A 25316-nucleotide genomic window follows, 5' to 3' on the forward strand; every position below is an offset into this window, starting at 1 on the left:
CAGACTGCCCGAGTGCCTGAGCAGCTGCCACCCGGACCACCCGTCGTCGCGGTGGTCGGGCCCACCGCGACCGGCAAGTCGGACCTGGGGGTGCGGCTGGCGCTGGAGCTGGGCGGGGAGGTCGTCGGGGCCGACGCCTCCCAGTTCTACCGCGGCATGGACATCGGCACCGCCAAGCTCGATCTCGCTGCGCGCCAAGGGATCCCGCACCACCAGCTCGACGTCCTGGACGTGCGCGAGGAGGCGACGGTGGCGGCATACCAGCAGAGCGCCCGCGCCAACCTGGAGGCCATCGTCGGGCGCGGCCGGGTGCCAGTCGTGGTGGGTGGCTCCGGGCTCTACGTCCGGGCGCTGCTGGACCACTTCGAGATCCCGCCGACCGACGCGCAGGTGCGCGCGCGGTGGGAGGCCGAGCTGAGCGAGCGCGGGCCCGAGGCACTGCACGCCCTGCTGGCCGAGCGCGACCCGCAGGCCGCCGGGGGCATCGAGCGCCGCAACGGTCGCCGCGTCGTCCGGGCCCTGGAGGTGATCGAGCTGACCGGGGCGCCGTTCAGCGCCAGCCTGCCGCGTCGGGAGTTCGTCCGACCGACTGTGCTGCTCGGGCTGCGCGCCGACCGGGACGTCCTCGTGGCCCGGATCGAGGAACGCGCCGCACGGATGTGGCGCGAGGGTCTGCTGGAGGAGGTGCGTGGGCTGCTCCCGCAGGGGCTGCGGGAGGGGCGCACGGCCTCCAGGGCCGTCGGGTACGCCCAGGCGCTGCGCCAGCTGGACGGCGAGCTCGGCGAGGACGAGGCGATCGCCGAGACGGCGCAGGCGACGCGGCGGTTGGCCCGTCGCCAGGAGTCGTGGTGGCGACCTGAGCCACGCGTGGTGTGGCTGGATCACGACGCGCCGGACCTTCTCGAGCAGGCGCTGGCCCGGGTGGCCGGGACGCCCTGAGCGCTCGGCCGCAGCGCGGTGGTGGCTCGCGGCACGAAATGGGTGACGTGGACCTTCATTCGGTGATCCTGGCGACCTCCTCCGCCGCGCTCGACGACGCCCTCGTCTCGCTCTTGTGGATCGCGAGCGCCCTGGTCGTCTCCCCAGTCGTGGTGCGCGCGACGCGGGGGCTGGTGCCGGACGTCGTCGTGCTGCTCGTGCTGAGCTGCGTCCTGGGGCCGAGCGTCCTCGCCCTCGCCCAGGTGGAGTCCGGGGTCGAGCTGGTGCGCGAGCTCGGGCTCGGCCTGCTCTTCCTGCTCGCCGGGACCGAGATCGACCCCGCGTCGCTGCGCGGGCGCCAGGGGCGTGGGGCGATCTGGACCTGGCTGCTGTGCCTGGCGCTGGCCCTGGGCGTGTCCTGGGCCTTCATCCCGGACGCGACCTTCTCCGCGGCGGTCGTGCTCGCCCTGGCCGTGACCTCCACCGCGCTGGGCACCCTGCTGCCGATCCTCAAGGACCGCGACCAGCTCGGAGGGCCGCTCGGCACGGCCGTGCTCACCCACGGCGCCGTCGGGGAGCTGCTGCCGATCGTCGCCATGGCCCTGCTGCTCTCGACCCGCAGCACCCTGGCCTCGGCGGGCGTGCTGCTCGCCTTCTTCGCCGTCGCGGCCCTGGTGGCGGTGCTCCCGCACCGGCTGGTCCTGCGGGTGCCCGGCATCGGTGCAGCGCTGCGTGAGGGGTCGACACCACGTCGCAGACCGCGATGCGGGTCATCTTCTGGCTGCTGCTCACCCTCATGGCCGCCGCCGCCGTCTTCGAGCTCGATGTCGTCCTCGGGGCGTTCGCGGCCGGATTCATCCTCCGCGCGCTACGGCCCGAGGGCATGCATGCGCTGGAGGAGCGGCTCGAGGGCGCGGCCTACGGCTTCTTCATCCCCGTCTTCTTCGTCACCTCGGGCATGAATGTCGACGTCGGCGCGATCGCCGGGGCACCGGGCCTGCGGCGCCCTGACGGTGCGGATCTTCCCCTTCCTCGCCCGGCCGCGGGCGGCGCGGCCCTCAGCCGCGGCCGACGCGTAGGACGCGGAACCCCTTGCTGCTCCCCTCACGGGTCACGCGTACCGGCCCCATGACCCCGGGCAGCGTGGTCGCGAGCCAGGCCTGGAGCGAGTCGGCGCCGAGGTTCTTCTGCACGACGAGGTAGGCCGCAGCCTCCTGGGTCTCGGCGAGCCGCGGCAGCCAGGTGAGGAGCAGGTCGTGCAGCGCCTGCTTGCCGACCCGGATGGGCGGGTTGGACCAGATGAGGTCGAAGGGCGCGTCGGGGGCGAGCGAGAGGTCGACGTCCTCGGGGCGGGTGACCTGCACCCGGTCGCAGCCGAGCAGCTCGGCGTTGCGGCGGGTGAGGTCCAGGGCGCGCTCGTTGACGTCGACGGCGTGCACCCACGCCTCGGGGGAGCGCAGCGCCAGGGTCAGCGCCAGGGGTCCCCAGCCGCAGCCGAGGTCGAGGAGGCGTCCTTGATCAGGGGGCTCCGGCACCTGGTCGAGCAGCACCCTCGTGCCCTTGTCGATGCCGTCGGGGGAGAAGATGCCCGCGGCGGTGAGCACCTCGACCTCGCGCTCGGCCAGCTGGACGGTGAGCGGGCGCAACGCGTCGGCCGAGGCCGGCCGCGCGGAGAAGTAGTGGTCGGTGCCCGTCGCCTGGTCGGGGGAGTGCTCGCTCATCGCCGTCATTTTCCCATGCCCCGCCCGGCCGTGCCTCCCTCGTGCGTGACCTGAGGCAACAAATCGGTGGCCCGCGGCGTTGACCGGTGAGAGGCTGGCGGGGAGCCAGCCGCAGGCATACCGTCTGCAGGACCCGAAGGAGACCATGACCGCACCACGAACCGACCCGACCGGCACCGACGGCGGCCGCGTGCTGGACCGCCGCGCCGAGGCGCTGAGCGACGACGACTCGATCGATCTGCGGGAGGGCAACTGGGGCTCGTGGGGCGAGGAGTCCGAGGGCGCCGGCGCTCGCGAGGGTGGCAGCATCGACGGTGACCAGCTGGACCGCGAGGAGCGGGCCGCGCTGCGTCGTGTCGGTGGGCTGTCCACCGAGCTCGAGGACGTCACCGAGGTCGAGTACCGCCAGCTGCGGCTGGAGCGGGTCGTCCTCGCCTCCGTCTGGGAGGACAACGGACAGACCACGCTCGAGGACGCCGAGAACTCGCTGCGCGAGCTCGCCGCGCTCGCGGAGACGGCCGGCTCGACGGTGCTCGACGGCGTCATCCAGCGCAGGCAGAAGCCGGACCCCGCCACCTACCTCGGCTCCGGCAAGGCCAAGGAGCTGCAGGAGATCGTGGCCGCCGAGGGCGCCGACACCGTCGTCTGCGACGGCGAGCTCGGCCCCTCCCAGCGCCGCGCCCTGGAGGACGTCGTCAAGGTCAAGGTCATCGACCGGACCGCGCTGATCCTCGACATCTTCGCCCAGCACGCCAAGAGCCGCGAGGGTCGCGCCCAGGTGGAGCTGGCCCAGCTGCAGTACCTCCTGCCGCGGCTGCGCGGCTGGGGCGAGTCGATGTCCCGTCAGGCGGGTGGTCGCGTCGCCGGCGGTGAGGGCATCGGCTCCCGTGGCCCCGGTGAGACCAAGATCGAGCTGGACCGGCGCCGGATCAACACTCGGATCGCCAAGCTGCGCCGCGAGATCAGCGGGATGAAGACGATGCGGGACACCAAGCGGTCCTCCCGCAGGGCCGGCCGGGTGCCCAGCGTCGCGATCGTCGGCTACACCAACGCCGGCAAGTCCTCGCTGCTCAACCGGCTCACCGGCGCGGGCGTGCTCGTCCAGAACCAGCTCTTCGCCACGCTGGACCCCACCGTCCGGCGCACCGAGAGCGAGGAGGGGCGCGGCTACACGCTCTCCGACACCGTCGGCTTCGTGAAGCGGCTGCCGCACCAGCTCGTCGAGGCCTTCCGGTCCACGCTGGAGGAGGCGGCCGACGCCGATGTGCTCCTGCACGTCGTGGACGGCTCGCACCCCGACCCGGAGGGTCAGGTGGACGCCGTGCACGCGGTGCTGGCGGAGATCGAGGAGGGCGCTGCCCTGAAGATCCCGGAGATCGTGGCCGTCAACAAGGCCGACCTGGCCGACCCCGAGGTGCTGGACCGACTGCGCAGGGCCTACCCCCGCGTGGTGGTCGTGTCGGCGCGGACGGGTGACGGTGTGCCCGAGCTGATCGCCGCCGTCGAGGCCGCGCTGCCGCGCCCGGAGATCCTCGTCGACGTGCTCCTGCCCTACGACCGCGGTGACCTCGTCGCCCGGCTGCACGACGAGGGCGAGGTCCTCACCGAGGAGCACACCGCCGAGGGCACCCGGATGGAGGCCAAGGTCGACCCCGACCTGCACGGCCACCTCAGCGACTACGCCGTCTGAGCGGCGCCTCCATCCGGGCGTGCGGTCACCCGACCACGGTTGCGCCAGCCGTCCCCGTCACGCTCCAGGACCAGACCGGCGCACGGGGCACGGTCCTCGACGGCCCACCCCAGCGTGGGCAGGAGGGCGGTCATGACCTCGCCGTGAGTCACGACCACCACGGTCTCGCCGCGGTGCAGGTCGGCGAGGTCCTCCAAGGCGGTGCGCAAGCCGCCTGGGCTGGCATCCAGCCCGGTGACCACGACCTCCCACGCCGCCGCGAGCGCGGTGGCCGGGTCCAGGGCCCCACATCCCCTGTCCGCGTAGACGTGAGCCACCCGCTCGGCCTGAAGGGCCTCGGTCGAGGTGTGCGCCACGTCGGCGTCCAGCAGGACGATGCGGGCCGGGCACTGCAGGTCGCTCATGCTCGCTCCTGACCCACGGCGAGGCCTCAGTCGCCGGACGTGAAGGCGTCGGAGGCGAGCTCGGTGTCTCCCGCGGCGATGGCTTGCACGATCCGGTCGGCCACGACCTGAGGCTCCAGGCCCTGGGGCAGACGCGGTGCGGTGCCGTGGATCGGGCGGTCGGCGAGACCGGTCTCGGTATGCGGCGGACGCACGTCCAGCACCGAGACCGAGGCCCGGCGCAGCTCGCTGGCGAGCGCCCGGTCGAGACAGGTCATCGCCGCCTTGCTCGCGGCATACACCCCCATCCCGGCCATCGGGCGCTCGGCCAGGATCGCGCTGAGGTTGACGACGAACCCCTTCGACTCCTGCAGGAGGGGCAGGAGCCGGCGCAGCAGGAAGGCCGGGCCGATGACGTTGGTGGTGAAGACCTCCTCGATGACCTCGTCCGGGGTGTCGACCAGCGAGCCGAAGGCGGCGATGCCGGCGGCGTTGACGACACCGTCGAGGCCACCGAGGTGCTCGGTCGCGGCGGCCGCCACCCGGTCACCCGCGGTGGCGTCGCCGAGGTCGGCGACCACGGTCGGGGCGTCGATCCCCAGCGCCCGGAGCCGCTGCTCGTCGCGGCCCACCAGGAGCAGGCGCGCACCCTCGTCGACGAGCCGGCGCGCGAGCAGCGAGCCGAGGGCGCCGCTGGCCCCGACGATGGCGATCCGACGTCCGGCGAGGTCTCTGACAGGCATGGCTCCACGGTAGGGCCACGCAGGCCCTGGCGTCCTGACGAGTGCGTCGGCCCGACCGTGTGGCACCCTGGCGGCCGTGAGCACCGCAGAGCACGACCGCCTCGCCGACTCCGACGACTCGCGCGCAGCCTGGCGCCGTTGGGGTCCCTACGTCTCGGCCCGCCAGTGGGGGACCGTCCGTGAGGACTACTCCGCGGACGGTGACGCGTGGAACTACCTCCCCTTCGACCACAGCCACCTGCGGGCCTACCGCTGGGGCGAGGACGGCCTGGCCGGGATCAGCGACCTCGACGGCTACCTCAACCTCGGCCTGGCGCTCTGGAACGGTCGCGACGACCGGCTCAAGGAGCGGCTCTTCGGCCTGACCAACCCGCAGGGCAACCACGGTGAGGACGTCAAGGAGTACTGGTGGGCGCTGGAGGGCACGCCCACGCACAGCTACGCCTCCTGGCTCTACCGCTACCCGCAGGCGGCCTTCCCCTACGAGGAGCTCGTGCGGGTCAACGGTGAGCGGGGGATCGAGGAGGAGGAGTACGAGCTCGCCGACACCGGGGTGTTCGAGGGCGACCGCTTCTTCGACGTGCAGGTCCGCCACGCCAAGGCGAGCCCGAGCGACCTCTGCGTGGAGATCACGGCGACCAACCACGGACCCGACGCGGCCCCCCTGCACCTCGTGCCGCAGCTGTGGTTCCGCAACACCTGGAGCTGGGGTCTGGACGAGCGGCGGCCCCGGCTGTGGGCGGGGGAACCGCGACAGGGGTATGCCGCCGCCGTCATCGGCGAGCACCACGAGCTCGGCCGGGTGCGCCTCGAGGCGTCCTCCGGTCCCGGCGCCGAGCAGGTCGAGCCCTCACTTCTCTTCTGCGACAACGAGACCAACGTCGCCGCCCTCTGGGGTGAGGACGCTGCGCGCGATGGCGACACGGCATACCCCAAGGACGCGGTGAACCGCGCGGTGGTGCACGGCCAGGCGGATGCCGCCAACCCGGCGCAGACGGGGACCAAAGCGGCGCTCTGGTGGCGCTTCGAGGCCGTCCCGCCGGGGGAGAGCGTCACCGTCCGGCTGCGGCTCACCGAGCTGGAGGGCGCACCGGCCGCCGCCACCGGGGTCGAGGAGGTCCTCGCGTTGCGGGAGCAGGAGTGCGAGGCGTTCTACGCCCAGGTCATCCCTGCGGGAACGAGCGAGCAGGACGCGCTCATCGCGCGGCGCGCCTTCGCCGGGCTCCAGTGGGGCAAGCAGCTCTACCTCTACGATATCCGGCGGTGGATCGAGGGTGACCCGGGGCAGCCGCCGCCCCCGCCGGAGCGGCATACCCGGCAGACCGGGCGCAACACCCGGTGGCGGCACGTCAACCTGGCCGAGGTCATCTCGATGCCGGACGAGTGGGAGTACCCCTGGTTCGCGACGTGGGACCTGGCCTTCCACTGCGTCGCGCTGGCCCACGTCGACCCCTTCTTCGCCAAGTGGCAGCTGCTGCTCATGTGCCGGGAGTGGGTGATGAACCCCAACGGCCAGCTCGCGGCCTACGAGTGGAACTTCTCCGACGTCAACCCGCCGGTGCACCCGTGGGCGGCCTGGCAGGTCTTCAGCATCGACGGCGGCCGCGACCGCGACTTCCTCGAGCGGGTCGTGCTCAAGATGCTGCTCAACTTCCCGTGGTGGGTGAACCGCAAGGACTCCGAGGGGTCCAACGTCTTCGAGGGCGGCTTCCTCGGGATGGACAACGTCGGACTCTTCGACCGGAGCGAGGCGCTGACCGGCGGGCAACGGCTGGAGCAGGCGGACGCCACCGCGTGGATGGGGATGTTCTGCCTCAAGATGCTGCGGATGTCGGCCGAGCTGGCGCGGCACGACAAGGCGTGGGACGAGGTGTCGACGAAGTTCCTCGTGCACTTCCTGTCGATCGCGGAGGCGCTGGACGACTTCGGCACGCACCACACCTCCCTCTGGGACACCGAGGACGAGTTCTTTCACGACGTGCTCGTCGACGACGACGGCACGGCGCACCGGATGCCGGTGCGCTCGATGGTGGGCCTGCTGCCGCTCACCGGCATCTCGATCGTGCCCAACTGGGTCGCGACCGAGCTGCCCGACGTCACCGACTTCTTCCAGGGATGGACCGAGCGGCGCCCCGAGCTCGCCGACGCACTCATCCACACCAACCACCGCGGGTATGCGCTGCGCACCCTGTCGCTGGTGTCGAAGGAGCAGTGGTCGGCGCTGCTGCGGCCGCTGCTCGACGAGGGGGAGTTCCTCTCCCCGCACGGGATCCGGTCGCTGTCCGCGGCGCACCGCGACGGCGTGAGCGTCCACGTCGCCGGGGCCGACCTCTCGCTGCGCTACGTGCCCGGCGAGTCGGACTCGGGGATGTTCGGCGGCAACTCCAACTGGCGCGGGCCGGTCTGGCTGCCGGTCAACGCGTTGCTGCTCGACGCGTTGCGGATCTACGGCCGCGGGGCCGGGGCCGGCGTCGAGGTGGAGTACCCCACCGGGTCCGGGCAGCAGATGGGTATGGAGCAGGTCGCCCACGAGGTCGAGGAGCGGCTGATCTCGCTCTTCCGCCCCGGGAGCGACGGCCGCCGCCCCAGCACGCCGCGCCACCACCCGGGCGGTCCGTTGTGGGACGTCCACCCGACGTTCAGCGAGTACTTCCACGGCGACAGCGGGGCCGGGCTCGGTGCGTCGCACCAGACGGGCTGGACCGCCCTCGTGGCGCACTTCATCTGCGCGCCGGACGGCATACCGAACCGGTGAGGGTCACGGCGCGCTGTAGGCGGTGAGACCGTGGTCGTGAGCGACGACGCGAGTCCCGTCGTCGAGCTCGACGCCCACGCCAGGAGGCAGTGGCCAGGCGAGGTCCTCTGCACTCGCGTCCCGGTCTCCACTCACGCGCCAGGTGTCGGCCCCGGTGACGAAGGAGTAGTCGGTCCCAGGTCGGTCCAGCGGGATACGGGACCGGCTGGGGTACCACACCACGTCGTCCCCGGTCTGCTCCCGGGAGGAGCCGTCCGCGGTGTCGATGACCTGTCCGGCGACCGCGACGTGCTGCTCGTCGACGACCCCGGGGACGAGGAGGCCGTCGAGGTCACCCTCCATCACGGGCACGCTCCATCGGGTCTTGCCCGTCTCGGGGTCGAGGCGTACGACACTCACCTCGGTGTCTCGCAGCACCCGGCCGTCGTCGGTGAAGCTGGTCGTGCCGGCGTCGTAGCGGCACGCCGTCAAGGCGCCGCCGGCGCTGTAGAGGCTCGTGTTGCAGGCCAGATCACTCTTCCGGGAGATCCACCGTCGCTCCCCGGTCTCCGCGTCCAGCGCGAAGACGGCCGAGCCGGTGAGGTCCATGTCGTCCTGCGCGAAGTCGTGCGTCAGGCCGACGGACCCGATGAGCAGCTCCTTCTTCCACCCGACGAACTCCCAGCCGCTGTTCGTCGATGCCGAGGGGCCGACGAGGTCGTTGGTGGAGGCGCTCCAGAGGAGCCCACCCGCACGCAACCGCCCGAGGCGCGGATGCTCGCCGCGGGCCAGATCCATCGGACCGATGCGCTCGACGAACGTCATGGCACGGGGGTCGCCACCGGGTGCCCAGTCGTGCGCGCCCGTCCCGTTCTCGAGGACCTGGGGGAAGTCGAGCTGGCCGTCGGGGGACAGCGGTGAGGTGCAGACGTCCGACGAGCTCCCCGGGCACCGGCTGGGCGCCTGGGCGTGGACCCGGTTGGTGAAGTCCTTGGGCCCCTCCGACTCACCACTGCGAGGATCCCTGGCGAGAGCGAGGGCTGCCGCCTCGGACTCACCGTCGGCGCCGAGACCCGGCTGCAGGTGGACCACTCGGCCGTCAGCGACCTCGACCTGCAGCGGGCGTGCCGGTGTGATGTCGGACGCCGAGGACATCTTGCGCCACAGCTCCGTCCCGGACTCCGGGTCGAGCGCGACGAGCAGGAGCTGCTCGTTCTCCACGGCATACAGCACGAGAACGCCGTCGACCAGCCTCGGCCCGGACACCGGGGTCAGGTCCTCGTGCCACGCCACCTGAGCCGAGGGTGCGGTCGGCGCCTCCGTGGTCCGGGCAGCAGTGTCCGGCGGCGACGCCGACGTCTGCACGGCATCGTCCCCGGCCGATGCGGTCGATGCGGTCGAGGGAGCGGTCTCCTGCCCCACCTCGCCGGCATCGCAGCCCGCTATCGCGAGCAGCAGGGCGAGAGAGGTGATCTGTGCGGTGCGAATCCCCATACCCCTGAGCAGACCACAGGCGGTCGCGGCGGCGCAGAAGTTGTCCACAGCCTCCCGGGTGCCAGGTGCCGGGTGCCGGGTCAGCGGAACCGGTCGGCCGCCTCCTGCACCCTCGCGACGTGCGCGGGCCAGTCGTAGCCGTCCACGACGTTGGTGGCGTCCGGGATCATCCCGATCCGGTCGTCGATCCTCTCGCGCAGGATGTCGAGATGCCCGGCGTGCCGGTGCGTCTGGGCGACGAGGTGGACGAGCATCGTGTGCAGGGTGGGGTGGCGGCGCTCCTCGCGCCACCACGGCACCGTCCCCGTCGCCTCGAGCGGGGTCGCGGCGATCGTCTCGTCCGACCATGCCGTCGCGCGTCGGTAGAACGCGAGCGTCTGCTCCAGGCTCAGCCCCGGGTCGGGCACGAGGTCGGCGTTGGGGTCGGTGGCGGGATCGTCGAAGTCCCACGGCTCGGGCTCGGGGAACGGCCGCCCGAACGACGCACCGAGGTAGCCGCAGTCGACCCAGGCCAGGTGCGTCACCACCCCGAGCATGCTGGTGCCGGTCGGGGTGAGGGGCCGGCGGGCGTCATACTCGCTCAATCCCTCGACCTTCCAGATGACCGCGTCGCGCGCCGACCGGAGGTAGCGGTGCAGGGTGTCTTTGGCCTCGTCCACCCTCGCGAACCTACGGGATACCGTGAGGGTATGACGAGGGCCACCCAGCGCAGGCGAGTGCGCCGACTCACCGCCGACGGGGGCGTCCGCGAGCGCGCCGACGTGCTCGCCGGCGAGGAACCGCTCGAGGTCCGCGTGGACGGGCGGTCCTTCTCGGTGACGATGCGCACACCCGGCGACGACTTCGACCTGGCCGTCGGCTTCCTGCACGGCGAGGGCATCGTGCACAGCTGGGCCGACGTCGCCCAGATCGACTACCGCTCCGGCATCGGGGCCGATGGCCTGCGCGACTACAACATCGTCGACGTCCGCCTCGCCGACGGGGTGCCGCCGCCGGACCCGTCGCTGGAGCGGCACGTCTACACCTCCTCCTCGTGCGGGGTCTGCGGCACCGCCTCGATCGAGTCGGTCCGTCGCACCGGCGCCCACGACGTGGGGGCCGACCCGGCCCGCTTCGCGCTCGCCGATCTGCTCGCCCTGCCCGACCGGATGCGCGAGGCCCAGGCGGTCTTCGACCGGACCGGGGGCGTGCACGCCGCGGGGCTGTTCCTGCCCGGCGCGGACGGGCTCGGGCTCGCCCGGCTGAGCGAGGACGTCGGTCGGCACAACGCGGTCGACAAGGTCGTGGGCTGGGCCTTGCGCGAGCACGGTATGCCGCTGGCCGGGGCGGTCCTCCAGGTGTCCGGGAGGGCGTCCTTCGAGCTGGTGCAGAAGGCGGCCCTCGCCGGCATCCCCGTGCTCTCCGCCGTGTCCGCGCCGTCCTCGCTGGCCGTCGAGCTCGCCGAGGACGTCGGCCTGACGCTCATCGGCTTCAACCGCGGTGCGAGCCTCAACGTCTACACCCGCGGGGAGCGCCTCGAGGGGTGAGCCCCGCCCTGTGGACGGTGCGCGCAGGGGGTCGGTGGCACGGCATACCCTGAGGTCATGCCACCCACCGCCGACCTCGAGGACCTCATCGCCGCCGCCGTCGGTGGGGTCGGCGGCAGTGACCGGCCCGGCCAGCTGCAGATGGCCCAGGCGGTCGAGCGGGCCGTCGAGCGCGAGGAGCACCTCCTCGTCCAGGCCGGCACCGGCACCGGCAAGTCGCTGGCCTACCTCGTCCCGGCGATCGCGCACGCCGTCCGCACCGGCAAGCCCGCTGTGGTCGCCACGGCGACCTTGGCGCTGCAGGCCCAGATCGTCGACCGCGACCTGCCCCGGATCGCCGAGGCCCTCGCCCCGCTGCTCGGCCGACGCCCGACGTTCGCGCTGGTCAAGGGACGGTCCAACTACCTCTGCCAGCACAAGCTGGTGGGTGGCTTCCCCGACGACGACGAGGACACCCTGCTGGGGATGGGCCAGGTGGACCGGGAGCGTTCGCGGCTCGGCGAGGAGGTCACCCGCCTGCGGGAGTGGTCCGAGCTCACCGAGTCCGGGGACCGGGACGAGCTCGTGCCGGGTGTGAGCAACCGGGCCTGGCGGCAGGTGTCGGTGACCGCCCACGAGTGCCTGGGCAGCAAGTGCCCGGTCGCCGCCGACTGCTTCGTCGAGCTCTCCCGCGCGGCCGCCGCGGAGGTCGACGTCATCGTCACCAACCACAGCTTCATGGCGATCGACGCCTTCGAGGGCCGCTTCATGCTGCCCGAGCACGACCTGCTCGTCATCGACGAGGCGCACGAGCTCACCGACCGGGTCACCTCGACCATCACCGACGAGGTGACCTCCTCGTCGGTGTCGGTGGCGGCGCGTCGGGCGGGGAAGGGTGAGGCGGCGCAGCGGTTGGCGGAGACCACCGAGCTGCTCGAGTCGACGCTGGCGGACCTGCCCGAGGGCAAGCTCGCCGCCCTGCCCGACCGGCTCGTCACCGCGCTGCAGCTGGTCCGCGACGCCGCCCGGGCGACTCTCAGCGAGATCAAGCCGGACAAGGGCGCCGAGGCCGACGGGGCCACGCAGATGGCACAGGCCGCCGTGCAGGACGTCTTCGACACCAGCGAGCGTGTGCTCGGCGAGGCCGACCTCGACGTCGTATGGATCAGCCAGGACCAGCGTCGCGGCCCGGTGCTCCGGGTGGCGCCCATGAGTGTGGCGATGATGGTGCGGGACAAGATCTTCGAGGACCGCACGGTCGTCCTCACCTCCGCGACGCTGGAGCTCGGCGGCACCTTCGATGCCGTCGCCGGGACCATCGGTCTGCGGGGCGCGGGGGCACCGGCGTGGGAGGGGCTCGATGTCGGTTCGCCCTTCGACTACCCCGCGCAGGCGATCGCGTATGTCGCCTCGCACCTCCCGCCGCCGGGGCGCGAGGGCGCAGGGCCGGCCGTCTTCGACGAGATGGAGCAGCTGATCCGTGCCGCGGGTGGCCGGACCCTCGGGCTCTTCAGCTCCCGGCGGGCAGCCGAGGCAGCGGCCGAGGAGATGCGGGGCAGGTTGTCCGACACCGACATCTCCATCCGGTGCCAGGGCGATGACCAGCTCCCGACCCTGGTGCGCGAGTTCGCCTCCGAACCGAGCGCCTGCCTCTTCGGCACGTTGTCGCTGTGGCAGGGCGTGGACGTGCCGGGCTCGGCCTGCCAGCTGGTGCTCGTCGACCGGATCCCCTTCCCCCGCCCGGACGACCCGCTGACCTCGGCCCGCACCGAGGCGATCGGCCGGATGGGCGGCAACGGCTTCATGGCCGTCTCGGCCACGCATGCGGCGCTGCGCCTCGCTCAGGGTGCCGGCCGGCTCATCCGGCGGGCGGACGACCGTGGTGTGGTGGCCTTCCTCGACTCACGGATGATCAGCGCGAGGTATGCCGGGTTCCTCCAGCGGTCCCTGCCGCCGTTCTGGCCGACCACCGACACCGCCCTCGTGCTGGGCGCCTTGCGCCGGCTCGACGAGACGGCGGCCGAGCCGCTGCCGGTGGCCGAGCCCGGAGCCCGAGGGCTGGGAGGGGCCCCGCTGGTGCAGGCCGGCGGAACGGTGCCGGTGGCGCGCTCTCCCCGCACTGCCGTGACCGGCGGGCACGCATGGACCGCGGAGCAGGACGAGGAGCTACGCGACGGCGTCGAGTCCTCGGTCGGGCTGACCGAGCTGGCCGAGCATCTCGGCCTGGCGCCCGACCTGGTCACCGCCCGGCTCAGCCAGCTCGGACTCGAGCTGGAGCAGGCCGGGTCGGTGACCGGGTCGAGCTAGCCGGCGGTCAGTTCTGCTGGCGCCCGCGACCCGCCAGCAGGACCCCACCGAGACCCAGTGCCATGACACCGGCACCGAGGCCGATGAGCAGCGGGTCGCTCGAGCCGGCGGCCTCGCCGCCGGTCTCCGCGCCTCCGACGGGGATCTCCTGCAGCTGGCCGCGCACGGTGCCGGGAAGGAACTCGGCGGTGTGGGTGTCGGCGGAGAAGCCGGCCGGGTTCGCCTCGATCTCTGTCAGCGAGAAGCCCTCGCCGGTGTCGTTGCCGTCATCGCCCTCCAGGCCCGTCGTGAACGGTCCCTGCAGGCACCCCGCGCTGGTACGGACGTCGCCGTCACCGGTGGGGTTGGGGAAGGACAGACGCGGCGGGCCGCCCTCACCGGCGTTGGCCTGGTGGATGTGGGTGGCCGTCTTGGCGGGGCTCTCGTACTCGCCGGTGACGCCGGTGAGCTCGATGTCGTAGCAGATGATCTCCTCGTCGGAGTTGATCATGAAGGTGAACATCCCCGTCGCGCCCTCCTCGCCGGGGGCGGGGTTGCCCTCCGCGTCGACGACGGCGTCGGGCGTGGCCGTGACCGAGTAGGCGGAGGTGAAGGTGTCGGGCATCTCCACCTCGGTCTCGGCGCTGGCGGGCAGAGTGCCGGCGGCGACCAGGGCGAGCGCCCCGAGGCCACCGGCTGCGGCGGTGAGGCCCCGGCGGGTGGGACGGGCGGTGTTCGTCGTGCGCATGCTGACTCCCATCGTGGTCGGCCCCGTCGGTCAGGACCGGTGTGCAGGGGGATACGTCCACGCGGCCGCCCGCGTTCATCCCGACTTCGGGGCCGTCTGCGAGACTGGTCGAACGCTGGGCCGACCAGTGACGTATACCCCTGCGACCACCAGCAGGAGGGAGCGGACCATGACCACGGTCGGCCACGCTGTGCTGGACCTCACTGCCCCACGGAAGGCGAGACTGCTGAGCGGACGGGACTTCGACGTCGCACGCGCCTTCACCGAGCACGGCTCGCTCCTGCTCGGGATCGCGGCCAACGCGCTCGGCGACCGGCACGCGGCCGAGGACTGCGTGCAGGAGACGCTGGTGCGCGCCTGGCGCGCGCGGGAGTCCTTCAACCCCTCCCGGGGCTCGGAGCGGACGTGGCTGGTGGCGATCACGCGCCACGTCATCATCGACACCGTGCGGGCCCGGGCCCGTCGGCCCGTCGACGTGCGGGCCGCGCTGCCCGAACCGCCGCCGGAGCCAGGCGTTGACGAGCGGGTGGCCGACCGGCTCACCCTGGTCGCCGGGCTCGCGCAGCTGAGCCCGGAGCATCGGCAGGTGGTCGTGGAGGTGCAGGTGCGCGGGCTCTCCTACGACGAGCTCGCCCAACGCACCGGGGTGGGCGTGGGGACCCTGCGCCGCCGGATGTACTACGCCTTGCGCGCGCTGCGCGCCACCGTCTCCGAGGAGGCCGATCATGACGATGCCTGACCACGAGCGGGAGGACCTGGTGCTGGCGGCCGCCGAGGGCAGGCTGGACGACGCCCAGCGGCAGCGGCTGGACCGCCTCCGGGCGAGCGACCCGACGGTGGAGGAGGAGGTCGCCGAGCTCCGAGCGGTGCTGCAGTCGCTGCAGGAGCTCGACGGGTGGGACGAGCAGGCGCGGGAGCAGGCGCCGTCGGTGACGGTGCTGCGCCGGGCGGAGGAGCAGATCGCCGCGGAGTCGGGGGACCGTCGAGCGGCGGCCGGTCACGCCCACGGGCACGGTGGGACCGCGCCGCGGCGACGGGCCCTCCTGGGGATCGCCGCCGCCGGGCTCGTGGCCACGGGGGCCGTGGGCAGCGACCTCGTGCGCCGGCTGCGCCCCGAGGAACGCGAGGGCGCCCCGGGCACGCTCGGCGCCCTGGAGCGCGTGCAGGGCCTGGAACAGGCGTCGGGGACCGAGGTGAGGATGGGTCTCATCGCGCATACCTGGGGCACCGAGACGGTCCTCGAGGTGGCCGGCACCGAGCCCGGCGTCAGCTACGACGTGGTCCTCGTGGACCGGGCTGGCGGACGGACGGGCTCGGGCAGCTTCCTCGGCACCGTCGAGGCACTGGACTGCGAGATGAATGCCGCGATCCTGCGCGAGGACGTCGCCGAGGTCCTTCTCCTCACGCCGGACGGACAGACCTGGGCCCGCGCGCAGCTGCCCGCGGTCCAGACCTGAGCCCGGTGACGGCTCGGGTCTGTCCGTGGCGCGTGGCAGGCTGACCCCATGAGCACGGACGAGACCCAGCCGGAGCCCGGGGCGGCGCTGTGGCACCTGGCTGAGCGCGCCCACTGGGACGCCGCGCTCCGGGTGGGGAGCGACGACCGGTCGACCCGAGGGGGCTCACTGCGTGACGTGGGCTTCGTCCACGCCAGTCGCCCAGAGCAGCTCCCCGGTGTCGCACGGGCGATCTACTCGCACCACGAGGAGGAGCTCGTCGTCCTCGAGATCGACCCGGCCGTTCTCGCCGAGCAGGGGGTGGAGGTCCGGGTGGAGCCCTCCGACCCGGCCGACCCCGGCTCCGAGCGCTTCCCGCACCTCTACGGCCCGCTGCCCACGTCCGCCGTCCGACGCACCCGCGCAGCCAAGGTCGACAAGGGGTGGCTCGAGCTCGGCCCCTGGGAGGACACGGCCATGGAGCGGCAGCGATGAGCGCGCCCCCGACCCTCGCGCTCATCACCGGCCCGGAGGACCTCCTCGCCGAGCGCGGTGTCGACTCCGTCGTGGCCGCCGTGCGCGCCGTCGAGCCGGAGACCGAGGTGGTGCGGGTCCATCCGATGAGCTACCAGCCGGGGGAGCTGCTCGTGCACGCCAGCCCGAGCCTCTTCGGCGGGTGGAACGTCATCGTCGTGCATGACCTCGACGAGGCCGACGACGCGCTCGTCGAGGATCTCGGCAGCTATCTCGCCCAGCCCGCAGATGCCGTCACCCTCATCGTCCGGCACAAGAGCGGCAACCGCGGCAAGCGCGTCCTCGACGCGCTCAAGAAGGGCGGCGCCCGGGTCATCGAGGCCAAGGCGGTCAAGACCGACCGCGACAAGCACGACTTCGTCACCGGGGAGTTCCGCGCCGCGCGGCGCAAGATCGCGCCCGAGGCGGTCGGCGCCCTCGTGCTGGCCGTAGGGAAGGACCTGCGCGAGCTGGCCTCCGCCTGCGAGCAGCTCACGCGCGACGTGGACGGCCTGGTCGAGGTCGAGGACGTCACCACCTACTACGGCGAGAAGGTCGAGACGACCGGTTTCCGGGTCGCCGAGGCGGCGCTCGCCGGTGACGAGGCCAGGGCGATGGCGTTGCTCCGGCACGCCATGCTCGGCGGGCTCGACCCGGTGCCGATCGTGGCGGTGCTGGCGATGCAGCTGCGCCAGGTCGGCAAGGTCGCCTCTGCCGGTCGCGGGGGGTCCGCCCAGCTCGCCCGCGACCTCGGGATGGCGCCCTGGCAGGTGGACGCCGCGCGCCGCACCAGCCAGGGCTGGGACGGCCCCCGGCTCGGCTCGGCGATCCAGGCCGTCGCCCAGGCCGACGTGGACGTCAAGGGCGGGATCCGGACCGAGGCGGCGGTGCGCAGCCCGGAGTATGCCGTCGAGCAGGCGGTCCTCGCCGTGTGCCGTCAGCGCAACGGTTGACCGGCGACTTGGGTCTGAGCCCGCTGCGCTGCTAGCCTTGACCGTTGCGTGCGCGCTGGGTCGTGCGCGCTCGCAGGACCACCGCACCACCCCGCGTACCGGACATCGCCAGGCATCCCCACGCCAGTTCGTCCGCACGCGGGTGTCGCCCTCACGACATCTGACCAGACGACTGACCAGGAAGTTCTCAGTGGCAAACATCAAGAGCCAGATCAAGCGCGTCAAGACCAACGCTGCGCGCACCGAGCGCAACCGCGCCCACAAGTCCGAGCTGCGCACCTTCCTGCGCAAGTTCCGCGAGGCCGCGGACGGTGGTGACAGCGGCAAGGCCGCCGAGGCCCTGCACGCCGCGTCGCGCAAGCTGGACAAGGCGGTCACCAAGGGCGTCATCCACAAGAACCAGGCCGCCAACAAGAAGTCGGCCATGGCCAAGCGCTTCAACACCCTCGGCGGCTGAGCACCCCTCACCCCGAGCAGCCAGCGGGCGTCCACCCCTCCCGGGGTGGGCGCCTGCTGCGCTACCATGGCCCGATCATGGCGACCCGCTGCGAGCTTCTTCTTACCGGGCCGCGCTGAGCAGAGCACCGACCTGCGAGCGCGGCCAGCCCCTCCTGCGTGAGGGGCTTTCGTATGCACGAGGCGAGCACCCACCAGCAGCGAGAACGAGACGAGAGCAGACGATGAGCGAGCGCATCCCCCAGCACCGCTACACCGCCGAGGTGGCCGGCGAGATCGAGCGCCGGTGGCAGCAGCGGTGGGCGGACGAGGACACCTTCGCCTCCGCCAACCCGGCCGGTCCGTGGGCCGCTCCGGACGACGCACGGCTGGCCGACGGGCGTGAGCACCGGGTGGTCATGGACATGTTCCCCTACCCCTCGGGGGCCGGGATGCACGTCGGTCACCCCCTCGGGTACGTCGCGACCGACGTCCACGCACGCTTCCTGCGGACCACCGGCGCCAACGTCATGTATGCCATGGGCTTCGACGCCTTCGGCCTGCCCGCCGAGCACTACGCGGTCCAGACCGGTCAGCATCCACGGGCCACCACGGAGGAGGCCATGGCGACCTACCGGCGCCAGATGCGGATGATCGGCCTCTCGCACGAGCCGCGGCGCACCTTCGCGACGATCGACCCGGACTACGTGCGCTGGACGCAGTGGATCTTCCAACGGATCTACGACTCGTGGTACGACCCGCAGGCGGCCCCGCGTGAGGGATCAGGCCAGCTGGCGCCGGGGCGCGCGCGGCCCATCAGCGAGCTGGTCGCGCAGTTCGTCTCCGGCGAGCGGGAGCTGCCCGACGGCCGGGCCTGGGAGCAGCTGTCGCCGCCCGAGCGCGCACGGGTCCTGGACGACTACCGGCTGGCCTACGTCTCCGAGGCGCCGGTCAACTGGTGCCCCGGGCTGGGCACCGTCCTGGCCAACGAGGAGGTCACCGCCGACGGCAAGTCCGAGCGCGGCGACTTCCCGGTCTTCAAGCGCAACCTGTCGCAGTGGATGATGAGGATCACGGCGTATGCCGACCGTCTCACCGACGACCTGGAGCGGCTGGACTGGCCCGAGCGGGTGCGCCTCATGCAACGCCACTGGATCGGCCGGTCGGCGGGCGCGCAGGTCGCCTTCCCGGTGGCCACCGCGGCGGGCGAGGCGGCGCAGCTCGAGGTCTTCACCACCCGGCCCGACACCCTCTTCGGCGCGACCTTCATGGTCGTGGCGCCCGAGCACCCCCTCGTCGAGGCGATCGTGCCCGAGGCCTGGCCGAGCGGCACCAAGGACGCCTGGACCGGCGGTGCCGCGACCCCGCTCGAGGCGGTCACGGCATACCAGCGGCAGGCCTCGACCCGGAGCGACCTCGAGCGCCAGACCGAGGGCAGGGCCAAGAGCGGCGTCTTCAGCGGTGCCTTCGCGACCAACCCGGTGACCGGGACCCGCATCCCCGTCTTCGTCGCCGACTACGTGCTCATGGGCTACGGCACCGGCGCGATCATGGCCGTGCCCGGGCAGGACCAGCGCGACTGGGACTTCGCCACCGTCTTCGACCTGCCGATCATCCGCACCGTCCAGCCGGGCGCCGACCACCCGGAGGACGAGGCGTTCACCGGTGAGGGCCTGGCGATCAACTCCGCCAACGACGAGCTCAGCCTGGACGGCCTGGGGGTCGCCGAGGCCAAGGAGCGGATGCTCGTCTGGCTGGAGGAGACGGGCAGGGGCGAGGCCACGGTGACCTACCGGCTGCGCGACTGGCTGTTCAGCCGCCAACGCTACTGGGGAGAGCCGTTCCCCGTCGTGTGGGACGAGGACGGTGTCGCCCACCCCGTGCCCGACGAGCAGCTGCCGGTCACGCTGCCCGACGTGCCCGACTACTCGCCCCGCACCTTCGCCCCCGACGATGCTCAGAGCGAGCCGGAGGCACCCCTGGCGCGGGCCACGGACTGGGTCGACACCACGATGGACCTCGGCGACGGACGTGGGCCGATCCCGGTGCGCCGCGAGACCAACACCATGCCCAACTGGGCCGGGTCGTGCTGGTACTACCTGCGCTACCTGGACCCCGCCAACGACGCCGCTCCGGTCGACCCGGCGGTGGAGGAGTACTGGATCGGTCCGCGCGAGCAGACCGTGGCCGGGGCGCCGGAGGGCTCCGTCGACCCCGGTGGCGTCGACCTCTACGTCGGCGGCGTCGAGCACGCGGTGCTGCACCTGCTCTACGCCCGCTTCTGGCACAAGGTGCTCTTCGACCTGGGCTACGTCAGCAGTGAGGAGCCCTTCCGGCGACTCATCAACCAGGGCATGATCGAGGCCTACGTCTACCGCGACGCGCGCGGTTTCGCCGTGCCGGCGGCCGAGGTGGAGGAGCACACGTCCTCCGGGGGCGGGCCCTCGACCTTCACCTGGGAGGGCCAGCCGGTCACCCAGGAGTACGGCAAGATGGGCAAGTCCCTCAAGAACGTCGTCACCCCCGACGAGATGGTCGACCAGTTCGGCGCCGACACCTTCCGGGTCTACGAGATGAGCATGGGCCCGCTGGAGCAGTACCGTCCGTGGGAGACCCGCGCGGTCGTCGGCAGTCAGCGCTTCCTGCAGCGGCTGTGGCGCAACGTCATCGACGAGGAGACCGGTGAGGTCACGGTCATCGACGACGCGCCGTCGCCGGAGCTGACCAAGGCCCTGCACCGGACCATCGACGCGGTGGCTGCGGACTACGCCGCCCTGCGGACCAACACGGCCATCGCGCGGATGATCGAGCTCAACAACCTGCTCACCAAGCTGGATGCCGTGCCGCGGGCCGTCGTCGAGCCGTTGGTGCAGATGGTGGCACCGGTCGCCCCGCACGTCGCCGCCGAGCTCTGGGAACGCCTGGGGCACGGCGACCTGACCTATGCCCCCTTCCCGCAGGCCGACCCGACCCAGCTCGTGGAGGACACGGTGACGGCCGTGGTGCAGGTCAAGGGCAAGGTCCGCGACCGGCTCGAGGTGGCGGCGGACATCTCCGAGGCCGATCTGGAGGCGCTCGCGATGGGCAGCGAGAAGGTCCAGCGCTTCCTCGACGGGGCCAGCGTGCGCAAGGTCATCGTGCGGGCTCCCAGCCTCGTCAACATCGTGGTCTGAGCCTGAGGCGCGAGCCGTGGACGTCGCCCTCCTCACCGACAGCGCCAGCTGCCTGCCGCCGGGCAGCGCTCCGGCCCTGAGCGTCCTGCCGCTGCACGTCGTCGTGGCCGGGCGGCGTGGGGACTCCCGCGAGGTGGGCCATGCCGAGCTGGTCGAGGTGCTGCGCTCGTCCTCGCACGGGGTCCGCGTGTCGACCAGCCGGGTGTCGCCCGGCGAGTTCGCCGAGGGCTACCGGGAGCTGGTGGCCCGCACCGGGTGTCGTGACATCGTCTCGGTCCACCTCTCCGGTGGGGTCAGCGGGACGGTCGAGGCCGCGCGCCTGGCTGCGCAGGCGGTGGCCGACGAGGTGCAGGTGCGGGTGGTCGACTCCCGGATGGTCGGTATGGCGTTGGGCTGGGCGACGCAGGACGCGGCCACTCTCGCGGCGTCGGGCGGCAGCGCCGATGAGGTCGAGGAGCTCGTGCACCGCCGGTTGGAGGGCAGCCAGGCGTGGTTCTACGTCGACACCCTGGAGCACCTGCGGCGCGGCGGGCGGCTGGCCCGTTCACAGGCCGTGCTCGGGTCGGCCCTCGCGATCAAGCCCCTGCTCACGCTGAGCGGGGGAGAGGTGGTGCTGGCTGAGCGCGTGCGCACGCGGGGCAAGGCGCTCTCCCGCCTCGAGGTGATCGTGGCCGACGCCGTGGCACAGGTGCGCGCGGGCGGCGGCCGCCCGCGCCTCGGTGTGCACGAGCTGGACGCCGAGGAGGCGGCCGCGGCGCTGGCGGGGCGGCTGGGGGAACGGCTGGACGTGGAGACCGTCGTGCTCCCGCTCGACCCGAGCCTGGGCGTGCACACAGGCCCGGGGACGCTCGGGGTCGTCATCGCCGACGCGGGCTGAGTCCACCGGTCGACGCGGACGTCGCCGTCCGTCCACATCACCGGACCGCCACCGCTCTCCGTCCACAGATCTGCGTCAGCCTCTCGCCGGACTCTCGCGATGCTCCTAGCGTGCCGACCATGGACTCGGGGGACATGGAGGCGCTGCACGAGGGCCGGCACCGCAGACGACGGATGCTCGCGCCGGACGACGACGCCGAACGGAGCAAGGGCATCGACCCGCGTCTCGTCGAGCCGCGTCCTCGCGCGCAGGTGCGGGAGAGGGACGTGGCGTCCGAGGACGAGGGGGACGTCGCGGCTGACGCGGAGGTCGCTGACGGCGCCGACGTCGTGAGCTCGTTGCGCCTCGTCGCCGTGCCGGGGGCGGGACGGGGCGCGGAGATCGGCGTGGGTGCCCGCACGGTCGGGGGCCTGCTGCTGGTCGCCGTCATGGTCCTGGTGGTGCTCGGGGCACGCTGGTGGTGGGTCGACCAGCAGGCCACCGCGCTGCCGGTCGCCGCTGGCCTCGACCAGGAGGGTGGTTCCGTCCCCGCCGGTGGCGGCGCTGAGGGCGACGTGGGTGGTCAGGCCGGCGGAGGCGAGAGCCCCGCCCCAGGGGCGGCGGGGGAGGGCGGGTCGCCGGGGACGACGGGGGACGGTGGATCGAGCACCCCTCCCGCTGCACCCTCCGCCGCGGTCGGTGACGCCTCCGGGCTGGCCGCCGGGCCGGTGCTCGTCCACGTGGTGGGCGAGGTCGCGGCTCCGGGCGTCGTCGAGCTGCCGGCCGGCGCGAGGGTCGTGGATGCCATCGATGCCGCTGGTGGGCTCACCGAGGCGGCCGACGCCGGCTCGGTCAACATGGCGCGGGCCGTCGTCGACGGCGAGCAGGTCTGGGTGGGTGCACCTGGAGAGGATCCGCCGGTGGGGTGGGTCTCCGGAGCCCGGACCGACACCGGCAGCGGCTCCGGCAGCGAGGCTGGTGGCTCGGCGGGCACAGGCGTCCTCGCGCCCGTCGACCTCAACCGGGCCACGCAGGCCGACCTCGAGGAGCTGCCCGGGATCGGCCCGGTCACGGCAGGTCGCATCCTCGCCTGGCGGGAGGAGCACGGAGGATTCACCGCCGTGGCCGAGCTGCTCGAGGTGAGTGGGATCGGTGAGCGGACGCTGGAACAGCTGGAGCCGCTGGTCGTGGTGGGGAGGTGAGCGGACGGGAGGCTCTCGGAGCGTGTGACGCGGGCGGCCCGGCGGAGCGCCACCCCACCGACGACGATGGCGACCTTGGTCCCACTCACCGTGCTCAGGTGGGTCCCGGGGGCACGGCGGAGCGACTGCACCAGGAGGGGCCGGGAGAGCCCCCCGACCCTGGGGACGGGCTGCACGACGCGCGGCTCCTGGTGCCGGCGCTGGTCGCCTGGGGCGTGCTCGTGGCGGTCCTACCGGGCCCAGGCTGGCTGCCCGGTGCCGTGGCGACGGCCGCGCTGACCTCGGCCGCCTGGCTCCTGCGGACGACCGGCCGTCGAGACGAGACGCGGCCGCGGTCGCGGATGCTCAATGTGCTCGCCCTCTCCGCAGCGGCCGTCGGCCTGGTGGCCGGAGCCGCGGCGCTGCACTTTGCCGTCGCGCGGGCGGGACCCGTGCCGGGCTGGGCGCAGGAGCGGGCGGTCGGTCGTGCCGAGCTGCTGGTGACCACGGAGCCGAGGGTGCTGGCCCGGGGCGACGAGCGGGAGCCGCTCGTCATCCTCGAGGCGCGGGTGCTCGAGGCGTCGGCTCGCGGGATGACGAGCCGACCACGCACCCCGGTGCTCGTCATCGCGCCCGGCGGGCAGGGCTGGGGAGACGTCGCCTGGCGGAGCCGGATCGAGGTGCAGGGCCGCTGGGCTCCGGCCGAGCCGGGGGAGCGGGCGGTCGCAGTGCTCGTGCCTCGCGGTCCGCCGAGGACCCGTGACGCCCCGCCTACGCTGCTGCGGGGCATCGACCACGTGCGAGGACGCTTCCGTGAGGCGGTCGACCCGCTGCCCCGCGACGCCCGCGGACTGGTGCCGGGGCTCGTCATCGGTGACACCTCCCTCACGCCGGAGGACCTCACGCAGGCCATGCGTGACACCGGGATGACCCACTTGAGCGCCGTGAGTGGCAGCAATGTCGCCATCGTCGCCGGTGGCGTGGCGCTGTTGGCGGCTCGCACGGGGCTGCCGCGCCGCTGGCGGCTGCCGGTCGTGCTCGCCGCGCTCCTGAGCTTCATCCTGCTGTGCCGACCGGAGCCGTCGGTGCTCCGCGCCGGCGTCATGGGGGCCGTGGGGCTGATCGCCCTGACGGGCGGACGTCGGCGGGCGAGCCTGCCGACCCTCGGGGCGGCGGTCATCGGGCTGCTGTGCCTCGACCCGTGGTTGGCCCGCTCCTACGGCTTCGCCCTGTCCACCCTCGCCACGCTCGGCCTGGTGCTCTGGGCCCGCCCGTGGGGGTTGGCGATGGCGCGGGTGGTGCCGCGCTGGGCCTCCCTGCCGGCGCGCGCGGCAGCCGTCCCGCTCGCGGCGCAGGTCATCTGCGCGCCGGTCATCGTCCTGCTGCAGGGCAGCGTCACCACGGTGGCGGTGCTGGCCAACCTGCTCGCGGCACCTCTGGTCCCTCCCACCACCATCCTGGGCGTGGTGGCAGCGGTCCTGGCGCCGGTCTCGCTCCACCTGGCGATGGCCGTGGCCTGGCTGTCGGCGGTCCCCGCGTGGGTCATCGGCCGGATCGCCCGGGTGTGCTCGCGGTTGCCTTACGGCACCCTCGAGTGGTGGGACGGCGCGGCCGGGGCCTGGGCACTGGTCGCGGCGACGCTCGGGCTCCTGCTCACCTGGCGGTGGTGGGGCCTGCAGGTGCGCCGCCACCGGTGGGGGACCGCCGCAGTGGGCTGCGCCCTCCTCGTCTGGCTGCTGCCCGTGCCCGGCCTGGCCCCGTGGCCGCCCCGAGGCTGGGTGGTCGCGGGCTGTGACGTAGGTCAGGGCGACGCCTTCGTCGTCGCCACGGGCCCCGAGCGGGCGCTGGTCATCGACACCGGCCCGGACCCTGCGGCGATGAGCGAGTGCCTGCGGGGCCTCGGCGTCCGCCGCGTCGATTTGCTGGTGCTGACGCACTTCCATGCCGATCACGTCGGGGGACTCTCCGGGGTGCTGTCGTCCGCGCAGGTCGAGGAGGTGCTCGTCACGCCGGTGCAGGAGCCGGTCGAGACGGCGACGGCCGTCCTGGACCAGGTGAGGGAGAGCGGCATACCGGTCCGTGCGGCGCAGGTGGGCGACCGCTGGGAGTGGGGCTCGACCGCAGCGTCGGTGCTGTGGCCCTCGCAGCGACCACCCGTGGGCGCGTCGGCAGCCAACAACGCCAGCATCGTCCTGCACGTCGAGGCGGCGGGGGTGCGGATGTTGTCCACCGGTGACCTCGAGCCGGAGAGCGCGCGCCTCGTCCGAGAGGTCACGGCGGGTCGCGACTACGACGTGCTCAAGGTGGCGCACCACGGCTCCGCCGCGCAGGACGAGCGGCTGGTGCGCGAGGCCCGCCCCGAGTTCGCGCTCATCGGCGTCGGTGCCGACAACGACTTCGGCCACCCTGCGCCGAGCGCCCTGGGTCTGCTCGCCGAGGTGGGTGCGATCGTGCTCCGGACCGACCTGCACGGTGACATCGCCGTCGTCCGGGACGAGCGCGGACGACTCGTGCCCCATGCGAGGCACGACGGATGAGGCGGGGCCC

General features: G+C 73.0%; 21 protein-coding genes and 1 pseudogene. 16 read left to right on the forward strand and 6 right to left on the reverse strand.

Annotation, left to right across the window (positions count from 1 at the left end):
* Nucleotides 1-12 precede the first annotated feature (12 nt).
* From miaA to FA582_RS17655, 3 genes and pseudogenes are all read left to right on the forward strand, one after another.
* A complete protein-coding gene (miaA, locus tag FA582_RS04810) occupies nt 13-939 on the forward strand; it encodes a tRNA (adenosine(37)-N6)-dimethylallyltransferase MiaA (protein WP_010146120.1) in 927 nt (308 codons plus the stop codon).
* A gap of 38 nt (nt 940-977) precedes the next feature.
* Nucleotides 978-1592 (forward strand): annotated as a pseudogene (locus tag FA582_RS04815) (cation:proton antiporter domain-containing protein); the annotation flags it as partial.
* Nucleotides 1593-1714: 122 nt separating this feature from the next.
* Nucleotides 1715-2050, forward strand: coding sequence for a cation:proton antiporter domain-containing protein (locus tag FA582_RS17655; protein ID WP_420181488.1), 336 nt, complete (start codon nt 1715-1717; stop codon nt 2048-2050).
* On the opposite strand, the gene FA582_RS04825 is transcribed toward FA582_RS17655, so the two are convergent.
* The gene (locus tag FA582_RS04825; RefSeq protein WP_010146123.1) at nt 1977-2639 is read right to left on the reverse strand and encodes a class I SAM-dependent methyltransferase; all 663 of its coding nucleotides are present in this window, start codon (nt 2637-2639) and stop codon (nt 1977-1979) included. The two genes, FA582_RS17655 and FA582_RS04825, sit on opposite strands and share 74 nt — an antisense overlap.
* Nucleotides 2640-2784: 145 nt before the next feature.
* Between FA582_RS04825 and hflX the strand changes: the two genes are divergently transcribed.
* Nucleotides 2785-4329 (forward strand): GTPase HflX, encoded by a 1545-nt coding sequence (hflX, locus tag FA582_RS04830; RefSeq protein WP_010146124.1) that lies wholly within the window; start codon nt 2785-2787, stop codon nt 4327-4329.
* Here hflX and FA582_RS04835 read toward each other — a convergent pair.
* Together FA582_RS04835 and FA582_RS04840 are read right to left on the reverse strand one after the other, a co-directional pair.
* Nucleotides 4317-4733 (reverse strand): histidine phosphatase family protein, encoded by a 417-nt coding sequence (locus FA582_RS04835; protein WP_010146125.1) that lies wholly within the window; start codon nt 4731-4733, stop codon nt 4317-4319. The genes hflX and FA582_RS04835 overlap by 13 nt on opposite strands.
* Nucleotides 4734-4759: 26 nt before the next feature.
* Nucleotides 4760-5455 (reverse strand): SDR family NAD(P)-dependent oxidoreductase, encoded by a 696-nt coding sequence (locus FA582_RS04840; protein ID WP_010146127.1) that lies wholly within the window; start codon nt 5453-5455, stop codon nt 4760-4762.
* A 76-nt stretch (nt 5456-5531) separates the two neighbouring features.
* Between FA582_RS04840 and FA582_RS04845 the strand changes: the two genes are divergently transcribed.
* Nucleotides 5532-8210, forward strand: a complete 2679-nt coding sequence (locus tag FA582_RS04845; protein WP_010146129.1) for an MGH1-like glycoside hydrolase domain-containing protein — start codon at nt 5532-5534, stop codon at nt 8208-8210.
* A 3-nt stretch (nt 8211-8213) separates the two neighbouring features.
* Here FA582_RS04845 and FA582_RS04850 read toward each other — a convergent pair whose 3' ends face one another.
* On the reverse strand, nt 8214-9683 hold the full coding sequence (locus FA582_RS04850; protein ID WP_010146130.1) for an outer membrane protein assembly factor BamB family protein: 1470 nt from the start codon (nt 9681-9683) through the stop codon (nt 8214-8216).
* An 80-nt stretch (nt 9684-9763) separates the two neighbouring features.
* Nucleotides 9764-10342 (reverse strand): DinB family protein, encoded by a 579-nt coding sequence (locus tag FA582_RS04855; protein ID WP_010146131.1) that lies wholly within the window; start codon nt 10340-10342, stop codon nt 9764-9766.
* A 30-nt stretch (nt 10343-10372) separates the two neighbouring features.
* On the opposite strand from FA582_RS04855, the gene fdhD reads away from it, so the two are divergent.
* Together fdhD and FA582_RS04865 are read left to right on the forward strand one after the other, a co-directional pair.
* Complete coding sequence (fdhD, locus tag FA582_RS04860) at nt 10373-11209, forward strand: formate dehydrogenase accessory sulfurtransferase FdhD (protein ID WP_029540322.1); 837 nt, start codon at nt 10373-10375, stop codon at nt 11207-11209.
* A gap of 57 nt (nt 11210-11266) precedes the next feature.
* The gene (locus tag FA582_RS04865) at nt 11267-13495 is read left to right on the forward strand and encodes an ATP-dependent DNA helicase (protein WP_010146133.1); all 2229 of its coding nucleotides are present in this window, start codon (nt 11267-11269) and stop codon (nt 13493-13495) included.
* Between the two features lie 7 nt (nt 13496-13502).
* Here FA582_RS04865 and FA582_RS04870 read toward each other — a convergent pair whose 3' ends face one another.
* A complete protein-coding gene (locus FA582_RS04870; RefSeq protein ID WP_010146134.1) occupies nt 13503-14222 on the reverse strand; it encodes a CHRD domain-containing protein in 720 nt (239 codons plus the stop codon).
* 169 nt (nt 14223-14391) lie between these two features.
* On the opposite strand from FA582_RS04870, the gene FA582_RS04875 reads away from it, so the two are divergent.
* From FA582_RS04875 to FA582_RS04915, 9 genes are all read left to right on the forward strand, one after another.
* Complete coding sequence (locus tag FA582_RS04875) at nt 14392-14961, forward strand: sigma-70 family RNA polymerase sigma factor (RefSeq protein ID WP_010146135.1); 570 nt, start codon at nt 14392-14394, stop codon at nt 14959-14961.
* Nucleotides 14948-15679, forward strand: a complete 732-nt coding sequence (locus FA582_RS04880) for a hypothetical protein (protein WP_010146136.1) — start codon at nt 14948-14950, stop codon at nt 15677-15679. The genes FA582_RS04875 and FA582_RS04880 overlap by 14 nt, the downstream gene beginning before the upstream one ends.
* A 48-nt stretch (nt 15680-15727) precedes the next feature.
* Nucleotides 15728-16153: a DUF952 domain-containing protein gene (locus FA582_RS04885; RefSeq protein WP_010146138.1), complete on the forward strand. Its 426-nt coding sequence runs from the start codon at nt 15728-15730 to the stop codon at nt 16151-16153.
* Nucleotides 16150-17124: a DNA polymerase III subunit delta gene (holA, locus tag FA582_RS04890; protein WP_010146139.1), complete on the forward strand. Its 975-nt coding sequence runs from the start codon at nt 16150-16152 to the stop codon at nt 17122-17124. Before FA582_RS04885 ends, holA begins: the two co-directional genes overlap by 4 nt.
* 190 nt (nt 17125-17314) lie before the next feature.
* The gene (rpsT, locus tag FA582_RS04895; RefSeq protein ID WP_010146140.1) at nt 17315-17581 is read left to right on the forward strand and encodes a 30S ribosomal protein S20; all 267 of its coding nucleotides are present in this window, start codon (nt 17315-17317) and stop codon (nt 17579-17581) included.
* A gap of 223 nt (nt 17582-17804) precedes the next feature.
* Complete coding sequence (gene leuS / locus FA582_RS04900) at nt 17805-20732, forward strand: leucine--tRNA ligase (RefSeq protein ID WP_147899748.1); 2928 nt, start codon at nt 17805-17807, stop codon at nt 20730-20732.
* A 16-nt stretch (nt 20733-20748) separates the two neighbouring features.
* Entirely contained in the window at nt 20749-21609 is an 861-nt protein-coding gene (locus FA582_RS04905) for a DegV family protein (RefSeq protein ID WP_010146142.1), read from the forward strand.
* Between the two features lie 119 nt (nt 21610-21728).
* Complete coding sequence (locus tag FA582_RS04910; protein ID WP_010146143.1) at nt 21729-22790, forward strand: ComEA family DNA-binding protein; 1062 nt, start codon at nt 21729-21731, stop codon at nt 22788-22790.
* Between the two features lie 98 nt (nt 22791-22888).
* Complete coding sequence (locus tag FA582_RS04915; protein WP_010146144.1) at nt 22889-25306, forward strand: DNA internalization-related competence protein ComEC/Rec2; 2418 nt, start codon at nt 22889-22891, stop codon at nt 25304-25306.
* The last annotated feature ends 10 nt before the right edge of the window (nt 25307-25316 follow it).

Source organism: Serinicoccus profundi (assembly GCF_008001015.1).
Taxonomy (GTDB): Bacteria; Actinomycetota; Actinomycetes; order Actinomycetales; family Dermatophilaceae; genus Ornithinicoccus; species Ornithinicoccus profundi.

Coding starts and splice junctions, on each gene's coding strand:
- FA582_RS04885 (WP_010146138.1), top strand. CDS start 15,728: ATGAGCACGGACGAGACCCAGCCGGAGCCCGGGGCGGCGCTGTGGCAC.
- FA582_RS04825 (WP_010146123.1), bottom strand. CDS start 2,639: ATGAGCGAGCACTCCCCCGACCAGGCGACGGGCACCGACCACTACTTC.
- FA582_RS04835 (WP_010146125.1), bottom strand. CDS start 4,733: ATGAGCGACCTGCAGTGCCCGGCCCGCATCGTCCTGCTGGACGCCGAC.
- holA (WP_010146139.1), top strand. CDS start 16,150: ATGAGCGCGCCCCCGACCCTCGCGCTCATCACCGGCCCGGAGGACCTC.
- hflX (WP_010146124.1), top strand. CDS start 2,785: ATGACCGCACCACGAACCGACCCGACCGGCACCGACGGCGGCCGCGTG.
- leuS (WP_147899748.1), top strand. CDS start 17,805: ATGAGCGAGCGCATCCCCCAGCACCGCTACACCGCCGAGGTGGCCGGC.
- FA582_RS04870 (WP_010146134.1), bottom strand. CDS start 14,222: ATGCGCACGACGAACACCGCCCGTCCCACCCGCCGGGGCCTCACCGCC.
- FA582_RS04865 (WP_010146133.1), top strand. CDS start 11,267: ATGCCACCCACCGCCGACCTCGAGGACCTCATCGCCGCCGCCGTCGGT.
- FA582_RS17655 (WP_420181488.1), top strand. CDS start 1,715: ATGGCCGCCGCCGCCGTCTTCGAGCTCGATGTCGTCCTCGGGGCGTTC.
- FA582_RS04880 (WP_010146136.1), top strand. CDS start 14,948: ATGACGATGCCTGACCACGAGCGGGAGGACCTGGTGCTGGCGGCCGCC.
- FA582_RS04875 (WP_010146135.1), top strand. CDS start 14,392: ATGACCACGGTCGGCCACGCTGTGCTGGACCTCACTGCCCCACGGAAG.
- FA582_RS04910 (WP_010146143.1), top strand. CDS start 21,729: ATGGACTCGGGGGACATGGAGGCGCTGCACGAGGGCCGGCACCGCAGA.
- FA582_RS04850 (WP_010146130.1), bottom strand. CDS start 9,683: ATGGGGATTCGCACCGCACAGATCACCTCTCTCGCCCTGCTGCTCGCG.
- FA582_RS04840 (WP_010146127.1), bottom strand. CDS start 5,455: ATGCCTGTCAGAGACCTCGCCGGACGTCGGATCGCCATCGTCGGGGCC.
- fdhD (WP_029540322.1), top strand. CDS start 10,373: ATGACGAGGGCCACCCAGCGCAGGCGAGTGCGCCGACTCACCGCCGAC.